At 51.9% G+C, this 13136-nt stretch carries 15 protein-coding genes; 13 read left to right on the top strand and 2 right to left on the bottom strand.

The annotated features are described in order from the left end of the window. Positions 1-11 precede the first annotated feature (11 nt). The 4 genes from GEV37_RS03360 to GEV37_RS03345 all read left to right on the top strand — a co-directional run bounded on the left by GEV37_RS03360 (position 12) and on the right by GEV37_RS03345 (position 3534). Positions 12-1652 (top strand): NAD-dependent epimerase/dehydratase family protein, encoded by a 1641-nt coding sequence (locus GEV37_RS03360; protein WP_227388751.1) that lies wholly within the window; start codon positions 12-14, stop codon positions 1650-1652. Between the two features lie 78 nt (positions 1653-1730). Continuing rightward, on the top strand, positions 1731-2288 hold the full coding sequence (locus tag GEV37_RS16990; RefSeq protein ID WP_275951395.1) for an acyltransferase: 558 nt from the start codon (positions 1731-1733) through the stop codon (positions 2286-2288). A gap of 121 nt (positions 2289-2409) precedes the next feature. Then, positions 2410-2859, top strand: a complete 450-nt coding sequence (locus GEV37_RS03350) for a DUF1153 domain-containing protein (protein ID WP_227388750.1) — start codon at positions 2410-2412, stop codon at positions 2857-2859. Positions 2860-2970: 111 nt separating this feature from the next. Next, positions 2971-3534: an IS3 family transposase gene (locus GEV37_RS03345; protein ID WP_338035099.1), complete on the top strand. Its 564-nt coding sequence runs from the start codon at positions 2971-2973 to the stop codon at positions 3532-3534. 30 nt (positions 3535-3564) lie between these two features. Here the strand turns inward: GEV37_RS03345 and GEV37_RS16925 are convergent, their stop codons facing one another. After that, on the bottom strand, positions 3565-3690 hold the full coding sequence (locus GEV37_RS16925; RefSeq protein ID WP_264477651.1) for a hypothetical protein: 126 nt from the start codon (positions 3688-3690) through the stop codon (positions 3565-3567). A gap of 285 nt (positions 3691-3975) precedes the next feature. Here GEV37_RS16925 and GEV37_RS03340 point away from each other — a divergent pair, with 285 nt between their 5' ends. From GEV37_RS03340 to thpD, 7 genes are all read left to right on the top strand, one after another. Then, positions 3976-4752, top strand: a complete 777-nt coding sequence (locus GEV37_RS03340; RefSeq protein ID WP_227388748.1) for an amino acid ABC transporter substrate-binding protein — start codon at positions 3976-3978, stop codon at positions 4750-4752. 81 nt (positions 4753-4833) lie between these two features. Further along, positions 4834-5502: an amino acid ABC transporter permease gene (locus GEV37_RS03335; protein WP_227388747.1), complete on the top strand. Its 669-nt coding sequence runs from the start codon at positions 4834-4836 to the stop codon at positions 5500-5502. Continuing rightward, complete coding sequence (locus GEV37_RS03330; protein ID WP_227388746.1) at positions 5499-6254, top strand: amino acid ABC transporter ATP-binding protein; 756 nt, start codon at positions 5499-5501, stop codon at positions 6252-6254. The genes GEV37_RS03335 and GEV37_RS03330 overlap by 4 nt, the downstream gene beginning before the upstream one ends. Positions 6255-6410: 156 nt before the next feature. Further along, positions 6411-6947, top strand: coding sequence for a type IV toxin-antitoxin system AbiEi family antitoxin (abiEi, locus tag GEV37_RS03325; RefSeq protein ID WP_227388745.1), 537 nt, complete (start codon positions 6411-6413; stop codon positions 6945-6947). Then, on the top strand, positions 6937-7857 hold the full coding sequence (locus GEV37_RS03320; protein ID WP_227388744.1) for a nucleotidyl transferase AbiEii/AbiGii toxin family protein: 921 nt from the start codon (positions 6937-6939) through the stop codon (positions 7855-7857). Before abiEi ends, GEV37_RS03320 begins: the two co-directional genes overlap by 11 nt. A 379-nt stretch (positions 7858-8236) precedes the next feature. Beyond that, positions 8237-8845: a hypothetical protein gene (locus tag GEV37_RS03315; RefSeq protein WP_227388743.1), complete on the top strand. Its 609-nt coding sequence runs from the start codon at positions 8237-8239 to the stop codon at positions 8843-8845. A gap of 358 nt (positions 8846-9203) precedes the next feature. Next, positions 9204-10172 carry an ectoine hydroxylase gene (gene thpD, locus GEV37_RS03310; protein ID WP_227388742.1) on the top strand — a complete coding sequence of 323 codons (969 nt, stop codon included), beginning with the start codon at positions 9204-9206 and terminating at the stop codon, positions 10170-10172. Positions 10173-10367: 195 nt separating this feature from the next. On the opposite strand, the gene GEV37_RS03305 is transcribed toward thpD, so the two are convergent. Continuing rightward, positions 10368-10685, bottom strand: coding sequence for a hypothetical protein (locus tag GEV37_RS03305; protein ID WP_227388741.1), 318 nt, complete (start codon positions 10683-10685; stop codon positions 10368-10370). 521 nt (positions 10686-11206) lie between these two features. Here GEV37_RS03305 and GEV37_RS03300 point away from each other — a divergent pair. After that, positions 11207-11710 (top strand): ferritin-like domain-containing protein, encoded by a 504-nt coding sequence (locus tag GEV37_RS03300; protein ID WP_227388740.1) that lies wholly within the window; start codon positions 11207-11209, stop codon positions 11708-11710. Positions 11711-12258: 548 nt separating this feature from the next. Beyond that, entirely contained in the window at positions 12259-13065 is an 807-nt protein-coding gene (locus GEV37_RS03295) for a Crp/Fnr family transcriptional regulator (RefSeq protein WP_227388739.1), read from the top strand. The last annotated feature ends 71 nt before the right edge of the window (positions 13066-13136 follow it).

Below are 13136 nucleotides of genomic sequence, written 5' to 3'. Positions count from 1 at the left end.
CAAAGGAGACTATGGCGGAGTCTTTTCCTACTGTAGCAGATTTATTTGTTAAAAGTTTTACGCTTGTCGAAGCGCGTGATCTAGCAGCTAGTGGAAAGCTTCTATATCCTTTAATCGCCAAACCTAGAAATGGCTATGCTTCAAGGGGGATCGCCATTGTCAACACTGCCAGTGATCTCGAAAAGATTGATGAACCACTAATGCTTCAAGAAGTAGCTATTCCACATTCTGACGATCCATTTCATATCGATTACGTCAAAAGCCTGCAGGACGGGAAAAATTTGCAAGCGGCTGAAATATCAGTACAGTTATTAGCCGACAAAAGAGGTCAAATCAAAGCACAGTGCATTACCTACAACAAGCTTAATAATGGCGTACCCATTGAGATTCTTCCATACGAAAATAATACAGTGAATGGTGCTATATTACGATTGGTACCATTTCTACAGAAAAAGGGTTTGCAAGGGCCAATCAATATACAAGGCAGACTCACCGACAAGGGTTTCAAAGTTTTTGAAATCAACCCGCGATTTACTGGAATTACAGGTCTACGGGCAGCCATGGGTTTTAATGAGGTCGAAAGCTGCATTCGGCATTGGAGCTTCGGTAAATCCTTGGAAGGGTCTGCTTTGAACCCGCGTATTTTTGGCATACGGCAAACAGCAAATAAAGCCATACACATATCGAGAAATAAAAGAGTAGAGAGGTTGTATCGGAAAATTCATGGCGATAAAGAATATAATAAAGAAAAGCCTATAGTATTGGTTACCGGCAGTACAGGAACCATTGGCCGGAACCTTGTAGAAACCTTACTGCAACAAGGTGAGTTTGAGGTTTGGACATTAGACCGATCAAAAGAAACAGCAAGGAATATTCATTATGCGGTAAATAGCGTATTTGACTGGCACGACTTTGAATCAGGAGTGCTGAATTTTGGTGCTATAGACAAGATTGTTCACTTGGCATCAGCTCGTCCATTCCACGAAGCAAAAGAGATTGCGGATAGCCTAACTAAAGGCATGCAAATATTTTCAGAATATGCCGCACATGGCTCCGGTGAAATTATCTATGCCTCATCGCAAAGCGTTTATGGCAACCAGCCCGGCACACCTTGGACAGAAGACCTGACTCCGCAACCCACAACGCTTTACGGCCAACTCAAATTTGCCCTTGAGCAGCACTTGGAGGGGCTTAGGAAAGTCCATCCTGGTATTTCTACTGTTATTTTAAGAATTGGAGCGGTAACTGGAGATGATACGACGATATGCCAGCATGAGGCGTTAGCCCGTTTAACTCTCAGAGCTATCCAAGAGCAGGTAGTTGAGATATACGGCGGTAGACAAGTTCTTGCGCGAATTCACTACCGCGATGTGGTCAGTGGAATTCTTCAGGTCATCAATCAGCATTCGTATGAAAATCATTCCGTTTATAATCTTAGTATGAAAGAAGCTCACACATTACACGATATAGCAGTTAAAGTTATTGAGATTGTTGAGTCATCGAAGCCAGAAAAATCTATTTCTTTCATCAAACACGACATAGAAGAAGATAAGCTTAAAAGTTATGCAATAGATCCGACATGTTTTATGAGTAAATACAACTGGAGGCCAAAGTATTCCTTGTCTGATATAATCAAAGAGCTAGTAAGCTAAATGCTTTAAATAATTTTTTTTAAACACTATAGTTAATTAATCGAAGTGTTTGTCATCAACTATTTGTGATAATAATCAATGAGCTATAAACGACATCAGCTATGGCTAAGATTTATGCAAAATTTTTTTGGCTCTAAGTGGTTTAGCTACCCACTTTTATTCAGAGCTAGAATAGCACTTTATAGAAAGTCTTTTAACATGGGAGATTCATCTGTTATTGAAAATAATGTTTGGATCTATTGTACTCATGGAAATCAAGGGTGTATCTCAATGGGTCAAAGAGTTCTGTTGGCGAGAAATGTTCAAATAGATTATACAGGTGAGGTTGAAATTGAAGATGATGTTTGGTTCTCAGAAGGGGCTTCCGTTCATTCGCATCAGCATACAGTAACTAGAGATAGACTATCTCGTGGAGCAGCTACTCTGAAAACTACCAAAGTAGTTTTTAGAGCAGGTTGCTGGATTGGTAGTCGTGCTATTATTCTACCTCAAGTCAATGAAATAGGTGAAGGTGCGATTGTTGCAGCTGGTGCTGTTGTTACCAAAAACGTTCCTGCTTTTTCAATTGTTGCAGGGAATCCTGCAAAAATAATCCGGATGATTGATGACCGACATCAAGATAGCAGCGAGGTTTGATTTTAAGTATTTATTTCCGAATAGATCAAATGTCAACATCCCGGTTTAGTTGCATCTGTAATGACCCAGTGAATTTCTGCTCAGGGTATTATCCCAAGAAGAGACACCTGTAAGTATCGAGATGAACGAAGACATCAAGCGTTGGACTGCCAAGCGGAAATCGGCCCGGGTGATGGAGATTATCCAAGGCAAGCAAACAGTGACGGAAGCCAGCCGTGCGTTCGATCTTACCCCTTCCGAGATCGAAGAGTGGGTCGATCAAGCCAAGGCTGGCATGGAGAACGCGCTGCGCGCCAAGCCTAAAGATGTCCGCCAACAATACGAGCGCCAGTTGAAGGATCTTCAGGGAGCTTACGGCGAAGCCATACTGGAGCTACGCGCCCGAAAAAAAGTTGGCGTCCCTGCTGGGAAAGGACGAGTAGTGATCGACACGGTCCGTCAGGACCTGCGGGACGAAAGGTCCGATGTTTCTATCAGCAAGCTCTGCTGCTGGTTCGGCTTTCTTCGACGCACATGGTATTACCGATCCGTTGAATCTACCCTACGGGTGAAGCCCGAGCTGGAGACCTAAATCAAGGCGCTTATCGAGCAGGAGCCCTCCTTTGGCTACCGTACGGTGGCGCACCTGCTGGGCATGAACAAGAACACCGTTCAGCGCATCTTCCAGTTGCGAGATTGGTAGGTGCGCAAGCGAGCCGTCGGTTTCCGGCCTCGTATTCGAGCGTTGCCTTCCGTGGCGACGGCACCCGATCAGCGCTGGTCGACCGATCTCTGCCGAGTATGGGGCGGTCGCGATGGGTGGCTGACGTTGGCGCTGGTCATTGATTGCCATACGCGACAACTGCAGGGCTGGCACCTGTCTCGTTGCGGCAAGGCGAGCACAGCCGCCAGCGCTCTCGAGCAGGCCTTGAACAGCCGTTACGGTTCCTTGGGACGGGTTCCCGAACCCTTCCTGCTGCGCTCCGATAATGGGCTGGTTTTCACGAGTCGACGCTACACGAGCCTGGTTCGGAGTTACGGTCTGCAGCAAGGGTTCATCACACCGCATTGTCCGCAGCAGAATGGCATGGTCGAACGCGTGATCCGAACGTTAAAAGAGCAGTGCGTGCATCGCCATCGCTTCGAGAAGCTGCAGCATGCGATGCGCGTCATCGGGGACTGGATCCAGTTTTATAACCACCGTCGCCCTCATCAGGCGCTGGGCATGAAGACACCCGCTGAAGCGTACGCTCGTGCGTATGAATGAGCGGCCTGACCTGCTGAAACCGCTGGATCATTACAGGCATTTGTTAAGATCACCGCCGCGGGGCAGGATGTCGTCCAGCGCGGCTTTGAGCGGGCGGGTGATGCTGCGGATGATCATGAACGAGAGCGCCAGTGTCAGCAGCGTGACGTCGGGCAAGGAATTTGCCATGCTTGATGAGGAGCGACCGCCAGTTTCACATATAACCTGCAACAATAGGCTGGTCGTTGATACGGCTGTGGCGACATTTATTCCAGCGCTGTTACCACGTACCTGGCTGACGTTAAAGGGACTGTTCGAAACTCTAATAACCCTTATGCATAAAAAACTATTTTTAATATTCTTTTTTGTGTTTATGATGGACGTACCAGTGACGCGGTTTTGCCCCGCCAGGCCCACACACTATATAAGGCAATGTGTCTTTGCCGACGAGGAGGCTCAAAGATGACCCGAACACGCCGTTTAAATACAGTCATCGCGGTACTTTCATTAAGCCTTGCCAGCGGTTTTGCCGCGGTGCAGGCTCAGGCGGATACGCTGCGGGTGGGCATGTCCGGTGGCTACTTTCCGTTCACGTTTGTCGAGCGCGACCAGTTGAAGGGCTTCGAAGTCGACGTGATGAACGCGGTGGGCGAGGTAACCGGTGACGATATCGAGTTCGTGACGGCCAGCTTCTCCGGGTTGGCGGGTCTTCTGGATTCTGGTCGCATCGATACCATTGCCAACCAGATCACCATTACCCCTGAGCGTGAAGCCAAGTATGTGTTTACCGCGCCCTATGTGTATGACGGCGCTCAGGTCGTGGTACGTGCCGGTAACGAGTCGATCAATGGGGTGGAAGATCTTTCCGGTAAAAGTGTGGCGGTCAACCTGGGCTCCAATTACGAGCAGTTGTTGCGCGAGCTGCCCAATGCCGATGAGATCGATATCCGTACCTACGAATCCAACGTGGAGCAGGATGTCGCGCTTGGCCGTACCAACGCCTTCATCATGGATCGAGTCAGCGCCACGCAGGTAATCAAGGAGCGTGGGCTGCCGCTGGAGCTGGCCGGCCAGCCGTTCACGGTGATCGAAAATGCCTTGCCATTTCGTAACGATGCGGCAGGCCAGGCCCAGCGTGATCGGGTAGAGGCAGCGCTGGCAGAGCTTCGTGAAAACGGCACGCTGCAAGAGATCTCAGAAAAATGGTTTGATACCGATATCACCCAACAGCCAGAATAATCACTACGCTAGATAGTAAGCGTCATGTACTAGAACCGGCCGTGGATAAACCACGGCCGTTTGCTTATAAGCGAAACTGCCATGCTGAATCTGGGTTACATGTGGGAGCTATTGCCGGTCCTTCTAAGCTATTTGCCGCTGACGCTACAAATGGCGACCATCGCCATGCTGCTGGCACTGGTGCTGGCCTGTTTGCTCGCTGTCATTCGCGTGACGCGTGTGCCGGTGCTGAACGGTCTTTCTCTGCTGTTTATCTCGTTTTTTCGCGGCACACCGCTTCTGGTGCAACTTTTCCTGTTCTATTACGGGTTGCCTCAACTGGTGGAGGCGCTGGTATCGATCAACGGTATTACCGCCGCGGTGTTGGGCCTGACCCTTCACTTCGCTGCTTACATGGCGGAGTCCATTCGGGGGGCCATCCTGGGGATTGACCGCAGCCAAACCGAGGCAGCGCTTTCGATTGGCATGACCCAGTCGCAGCTGATGCGGCGTATTATTCTTCCTCAGGCGACCCGCGTGGCTACCCCTACGTTGATGAACTACTTCATCGATATCATCAAGGCGACCTCGCTGGCCTTTACGCTGGGCGTTACAGAGCTGATGGGTGCTACCCAAAAAGAGGCCGCCAGCAGCTTTCTCTATCTGGAGGCTTTTTTACTCGCGGCGATGATTTACTGGATCGTTGTGGAAATTCTCTCCTGGGGGCAACGTCGCCTGGAAATCTACCTGAATAAGGCGTACCAACGATGATCTCGCTCGAGGCCGTGACCAAGCGCTTTGGTCAGCAAGACGTCTTCACCAACATTGATTTGTCGCTTGAGCGGGGTGAGATCATTGTCATCATTGGACCCTCAGGCACCGGCAAGTCCACGCTATTACGCTGTATCAACTTTCTGGAGCGGCCCGAGTCTGGGCGTATTACCGTAGGTGATGTCAGCGTGGATGCGCAGCAGGCCAGCCGCGCCGATATTTTGAAGCTGCGGCGGCGTACCGCGTTCGTGTTCCAAAACTATGGCTTGTTCGCCAACAAGACGGCGCTCGAGAATATCAGCGAGGGCATGATCGTGGTTGATAAAATGCCCAAAGAGCAGGCCCATGCCCGTGCCCGGGAGATTCTCGAGCGAATTGGGCTTTCGGATAAAGCCGATGCGTACCCGGCCGCACTGTCCGGTGGGCAACAGCAGCGTGTGGGCATTGGCCGAGCCATGGCCGCGAACGCCGATGTCATTTTGTTCGATGAGCCCACGTCATCACTGGACCCGCAATGGGTAGACGAAGTACTAAGCCTGATGAAGCAGCTAGCCGCCGAACAGCAAACCATGATGATCGTTACCCATGAGATGCAATTTGCGCGAGACGTGGCCGACCGCGTGATCTTCATGGATGAAGGGCAAATCATTGAGCAAGCCCCGCCGGAGGAGCTGTTCACCGCTCCTAAAGACCCTCGCACGCAGCGCTTTCTGCGCAAGATTCTTGCGCCAACGGGGCTATCCTTGCCTTGAGATCATGCGACTATCGGCCCATACGTCACGCCATCGATATGTCTTCTTGCATGAGAATAAATCCGCTCATATTATGTGGACATAAACCGCTCTTTTTTGTGTGGTTGCTGGTGCTATAGCGCCATGGTGCCAAGTTAGTGCGTTAGTGAGGCGATGATGAAGCAGAGCGAAGCGGTCAAGCGTCTAAGCCATTTCGATCAGCAGGGACGATACGTTTTCTCCACACGTGATATGGCGCGGGTTTTTTCAGGGGAGTCTTCCCGTAGCCGAGAAGCCACCTTGAAGCGCCTGAGCGAGGCCGGCATTCTGGAGCGACCTTCGAAGGGGGTGTATGTCTATGCGTTGTCTCGGCACAAGGGCCCAGACACCCTGGAGCTGATTGCCCGAACATTGCGGCGAGGGGCGTATAACTACGTGAGCCTAGAGTCGTCGTTATCGGAGTACGGCGTCATTTCCCAAGTGCCGGTAGGCAGGCTGACCGTAATGACCACCGGGCGAAAGGGCGAGTACCGAACGCCTTACGGGGTGATCGAATTCACGCACACCCGGCGCGGCGTCTCGGACATTCTTGCCTCCACGCAGATGCGCCAGCGCCCGCTGCGCGTGGCTACCCCCAACACCGCGCTGCGAGATATCAAGCGGGTGGGGCGCAATACCCATTTAATCGATGAGAGGGCGCTGCATGATGATTGAAACGGCAGATTTCAACGCGCTCGTCGACCAGGCCATGCGAGAACCGGCGCTAGCACGGCTAAGGCCGGTCATCGAGAAGGAGCTTCTGCATTACGACTTGCTCTTCGCGCTGGATAAAGAAGGATTGCTGGAAGGGTTGGTCTTTCAAGGTGGCACCTATCTTCGGCTTTGCCATGGAGGGAGCCGGTTTAGCGAGGATCTCGATTTTGCTGGCGGGCCCGACTTCTCCTCGCGTGGACTCATGGAGATAAAAGGCTGCCTCGAGGATTATCTGACTAAACGCTACGGACTGGAGGTGAGTGTCAAGGAACCCGCATCGCTTAAAAGAGATGTCCGGTACGCGGAGCTCAATATCGAGAGATGGCAGATTGCCATCACGACGTCACCCCAGCGACGCGATCTTCCCAAACAGAAAATCAAGCTGGAAGTCGCCAATATACCGGCCCATACCCAAGAGGCGAGGCCACTGCTGCGCAATTATGAGTTCTTGCCCGACGGCTATGAAGATCTGTTGATCATCGGCGAGACGCGCAATGAGATCATGGCGGACAAGCTCTTCTCGCTGCCCGCGACCGAAAAGTATGTACGCCACCGCGATATTTGGGATCTGGTCTGGCTTACACAGCGGGGCGCCGAAGTCGATACTGACCTGGTGAAACGTAAGATGACCGACTACCGGCTTGAGGACTACCCGGCAAGGCTCGAGCGCATGATGACTCGACTGCCTCACATCATCGCCAGTAAAAGCTTTCATGATGAGATGGGGCGCTTCCTGCCCGTTGACGTATACGCACGAACGCTCGAGCAGGATAAATTCCACTCTTACATGACGGCTACGCTGATACAGCTACTGACAACGGTGAAGGCGGCCCTGAAAACGTCGCCAGAAAAGCCGCCTTTCCAGATGTAGTTCTCTTTGATTGGTTAACAACTTGCTGCTCGCTGGAGAATGCCAGTGATGTAGGCATTGAACTCACCGAGTTCCTGGTCGGCTCGACGGCGCTGGTCGGGAAGTTCGGCGCGAAAGTTCTGCCCGCCGCTGCGCAGGAACGCGGCAGACATCCCGCGAACGTCTCGTCTTGAATTCATGAGGCTTTTATTCAAATGAAACGTTTGATTTATCATGAGCATGTAAGCCACTGCACCAGTCATCATGCTATCGAGGCGCGCGGAACCGTTTGGTCCGCGAGCCTGCCCGTCATTCTCGTTTGACGTCACAAGGGGTACTCATGAGCGCATGGTGGGCCTATCATGTCGTCACCCCACGCCTTGCTATTCGAGAGACTTTCATGGATGCACTCACGCTCACCCTCGTCATGGCCATCGTCGCCATCTGGCTCAGCCTGACCTGCGGGCTGGTGGTGGTGTATCTACTGCTCAGTGGCCCTACACTGGAAGGAACCCTGACCCGCAAGCGAGCAGACAAGAAGGCATCGACGAACGATACGCCGACCGAGGGCCTTCAGGATGCCCCCGTGCTGGTAGACGATAGTGGTGCCGCCTGGGGCGTGCAGGTGCTCTTCAACGAACCATCGCTTGCCAACAACGCGCGGCTGGCCACCGTGCTGGCGGCGCTGGGCGCGGTGTACGAAGGCAGCCTCAAGGCGTATACGGTGGCGGGGGAGTCGTCGCGCACACCCATCATCGTCGAGAACGGCGCTTCCTCTCTCCCCCTACCGGCGCCGGACGATAGCGAGAATCTCTATGTGATCAATGCTCTGGGTATCAAGATCACCGCCCAGAACGAAGCCCTCAAGCCCAGCAAACTGCAGCTGGCGCGACTGGTCAAGATCGCCAAGGCCATCACCAAGGTGGGGGGAACGGTGGTCGATGCCCAGAAGGTACCCATCACCAAGGCGGGGTTCAACGCCGTGATCGCCGGCAAGGCACGAGTGTGAGCCCATCGCCATTTTGCATTCTCTGAATTCGATTCGAGTACTCGTTGCTCTCTACCATCTCTCGCTGTCTATTTATCATTAACGTTTATTAAATAATAAGCGGACATCGCCTTGATCGACGTCAGTGCACTTGATCTTTATCGATTGATATAACAAGAACTGCGTTAGGAATATCGGTAAATTACAGCTAAGTGCATTAAAAGAGCGACTTGCGGCTGTCATCATAACGCAGGTTAGTTATTGACGCTTCTCGGGTTGCAACCCGTTTTAGATTAGCTACTTTGACTACTACGCATGGAGTAGCTCTTTTTTGAGTACCATGTCGACCTGAAATTTAATCATACAAGGAGTGGATTAGATGACAGTCAGCAACACACCTCTCAATGTTGTGACCGCTCATAAACAGTTCAGCGAAATGGGCGATACGCCCTCGGCGCAGAGCGTGAAAAGGCAGGATGCCTACCCCACGCGCTTGACCGAAGCGCCTGCCGCGCTTACCCAGCCCCGTCAGGATGCGGTGGTGAAAGGGCGCGAATTGAGCGGTCCGCTCTCCCGGGAACAGCTCGACGAATTCGAGCGCAAGGGGTTTCTGTTCATCCCTAATCTGGTCAGCGGAGCCGAGCTCGACGAGCTGTGCGACGATATCAACGCGCTGATGAACAACGACGAGTACCGCAACCAGGAGTTCAGCATCACCGAGCCCGAAAGCAACGAGATTCGCTCGCTGTTCGCGGTACACAAGTTGTCCAATCGCCTGGGCGAGCTCGCTTTCGACGAGCGGGTGGCGGGGGCGGCGCGCCAGATCATCGGCGATGATCCTTACGTGCACCAGTCGCGTATCAACTACAAGCCGGGGTTTGCCGGCAAGGGATTCAACTGGCACTCGGATTTTGAGACCTGGCACGCGGAAGATGGCATGCCGCGCATGCACGCGGTGAGTGCCTCGTTGATCCTGACCGACAACCACGAATTCAACGGCCCCTTGATGCTGATTCCCGGATCGCATAAGAAGTTTGTACCGTGCCTGGGGGAAACGCCGAAGGACAATCACAAGAGCTCGTTGAAGGCGCAGGAAGTGGGCGTGCCCAGCCCCGAGGCGCTCACGGAGCTAGTGGCCAAGTACGGAATCGAAGCGCCCAAGGGTAAGGCGGGCGGGCTCTTGCTGTTCGATTGCAACACGCTGCACGCCTCCAACGCGAACCTGTCGCCGGACCCGCGCAGCAACGTATTCTTCGTGTTCAACCGGCCCGACAACCGCTGTGGCGAACCCTTTGCGGCACCCCAACAGCGCCCCGATTTCCTGGCCCACGGCCTGGAGGGCGACTAGTCTCTCGAACAGGCGGGCACGAGCGAAGTGTTCAGGGCAGGCGCTATCGAGGGCGCTTGCTCCTTGGCCTCTTCCCTAAAGCCTCCTTTGTTACTGACACCGCCCCCTGCAAGGTATCTTGCAGGGGGCGGTGGCATTATGGGCAAGGTTTTACCCCTCGAGCTGTCATGGGCAAGCGCGTGTGAAGAGGGCGTATCACTCGCTTCCCTTGGGATCCGCCTCGTCGCTTTGCCGGTCGATATTCTCCTTATGCGCTTTTTTCTCCTTGACGACTTGAGCGCCAGGGAAGGGCGCGGACTTCATCGACGTATTGTGGGCAGGGGTAGATGAATGCTTCTTCTGGTTGTCGACGTTTTCGTCGGGCCGGTAAGGCGCCGGTGCACCGGACGTGGCGCCTTTTCTCGATGGTGCACTGCTATCGGTATCGCGATCGACGAGTTTCTTGGCCTTGGAAGCCTCATCGCTTTTTTTCTGATCGTGTTCATTGCTCATCATATGCTCCTTTTCGTTCATGAGGCATGCCTTTAAAGCGTAGTCTTCAACAAGTTTTTAGCCATCTTCATCAAACAAAAAAGTTAATTTTTAAAGTCTGTTTATCTGTTTCGTTAATCTTGGTTATCTTTTCTTGATATATTAATTATAAATAAAGATCGTGTATTGAAATCGATGTAATAAGTACTACCATGGTGATTATACGGTCTCAGTAAAGATCTAGTTATTACTCGGATGTTTCTGAACGAAATAGATTTTAAGGTTGCAAAGAGTGGTTGAGAAAGGCTCTTAAATTCATGCTTCAAGTGCCTGTTAATATTGAATAGCTACCAATTATTAAGGAAGAATTCTCACGGAAGAGTGTCCTTGGCGAGGGTAAGGGAGTTTGCCATCTCGCCAGGGGTCACACCGCTCATGGATGAGCGAAAACTCTCTGCCGGTACAGGGACGGGCCGGCAGTTTTCAAGGTTGCATTCAGGTCGAGGCAGCTCGTGCCTGCACTGTGCGAGCCAATGCCACGACCATCGATTGAGGAGAGCGCAATGGAAAGCAAGCATCTGTTGGATTGGTTGCGGGACGCTCACGCCATGGAAAAGCAGGCCGAGAAAATGCTTGGCGCTCAAGCCAGCCGGCTCGAAAGCTATCCCGAGCTGCAGCAGCGTATCAAACAGCATCTGGAGGAAACCAAAGGGCAACTCGACAAGCTCGAGCATTGTATCGGCCTTCTTGATGCACACGCATCAGCCCTGAAGGATCTTGGCGCCGAGCTTACTGCATTCGGTCAGGCCATGGGCGGCATGATGGCAGGAGACGAAGTGATCAAGGGAAGCGTTGCCTGCTACACTTTCGAAAACTTCGAGATCGCCAACTACAAGGTCATCATCAGGGCGGCGGACCTGGCGGGCGAGGCAGAGATTTCGCAGATATGCCATGAAATTCTCCAGGAGGAGCTCGCCATGGCCCACTGGCTGGACAAGCATATTGGCGAAACCACCCAGGCATTTCTCGAGCGTGATCAGGCCGATCACCTGCGTTCCAAGACCTGACGACCCATTACCCACGTTGATACGATATGCGTAGGCTTGCCCGGGCCCCGGCTTCTGGCCGGGGCCTTGCATTTTTATCGGCTAACACTTTTTTATTCTTCAAGCGTTTTGCTAAAGGCTTAAATGGCGCCTGGAGTATTATTTCCTAAATTTATGATAAATCTTAACCTGTGTTCTTACAGCTAGTAGCAACCTCCGCTAAGCTTGTTTTCGCCTTTGCCAAGGGCTTATTGAAGATAAAGAATATCCCTTGTTTTCAATAACATAGGTTATGGTTTTGGCGTGCTTTATTCTTTGACAAAAAAAGCTTTTCTGTTTAATCATTTGTAGGCAAGCGCATAAAGACATGATTTTACATACGTAGGTTGGCCATTGAGCTCAATATTTTAATATTTGTTAAGAGCACTCTTGTGGTAGCGCGGGAAATTGGATTGTCAAATCCTTACTGCCATGTTTTGCCTTTCGGCTTTTTATTGTGCGTGTACATGGATTGTATTCTTTCTTTCTCGGGCATAGTTTTTGTATAGCGGCAATGGAGTGTTGAAAAAATGCGTGACGAGTATAACGCCGATAGGAAAAGTTTGATGAAAGAGAGTAGTTATACTCCGTTGCCAAATAACTCTTCACTACAAGATAGAAAAAGAAGTATCGCTAAAGTGCTGAGCCGCTATAGTGCCATCAGTGATCACTCGATGGAGCTTTTGTCCCGGGTGGGCGTCAAGAACGTCGAGTTGAAAAGACATCAGAAACTTTTTTTTCTGCACGAGGGAAAGCCGAAGATATTCATCGTCAAGAGAGGGTGGGTAAGTATCTGCCAGTCCGTGAAAAGCCACGGCCAGGATATCTGCAACGTCTATATGCCGGGCGATATCGTGGGGTTGCGGGAGAGTTTTTTCGATAATAGCGACGTCGCCATTCTGGCACTGCAGAACTGCGTGCTGGAGCGTATCTCCGCCGATGATATTCATGCGCTGCTGGCCGAGCACGATGATATAAGAAAGGCGATATTTTCTTATATCATGGTGAACGACAATATCTCCATCGTCCGGCTGAGAAGCTGCACCCATCACAAGGCCGAAGAGCGCGTGGCCCATTTTCTCCTCGAGGTCTACGCGCGCTATCGCTTCAAGCATATGATCGATTCGGACTTCTTCACGCTGCCCGTGACCCAGGAGGTGATCGGCGAACTCTTGGGCATCACCAGCGTGCACGTCAGTCGCTGCATGACGGCGCTCGAGCAAAAGAAGTTGATCCGCAAGAGTCGCACGGTGATCAAGCTGCTCGAACCCGAGCGATTGAAGGAAAACACCGGATTCGACGAACGCCTGGTTTACGGCCATATCTATCTGGCTTGATCGCCGTGCGATGAAGCGCGGCGCGCCCTTTCTCAGTCGCACTCTCGTTTTCCCCTCTCACGCATCGAAGC

The organism is Vreelandella malpeensis (genome assembly GCF_020622355.1).
GTDB classification, from domain to species: domain Bacteria; phylum Pseudomonadota; class Gammaproteobacteria; order Pseudomonadales; family Halomonadaceae; genus Vreelandella; species Vreelandella malpeensis.
Note: the sequence above shows the minus strand (reverse complement) of the source record. Positions and strands in the feature narration are given on the sequence as shown.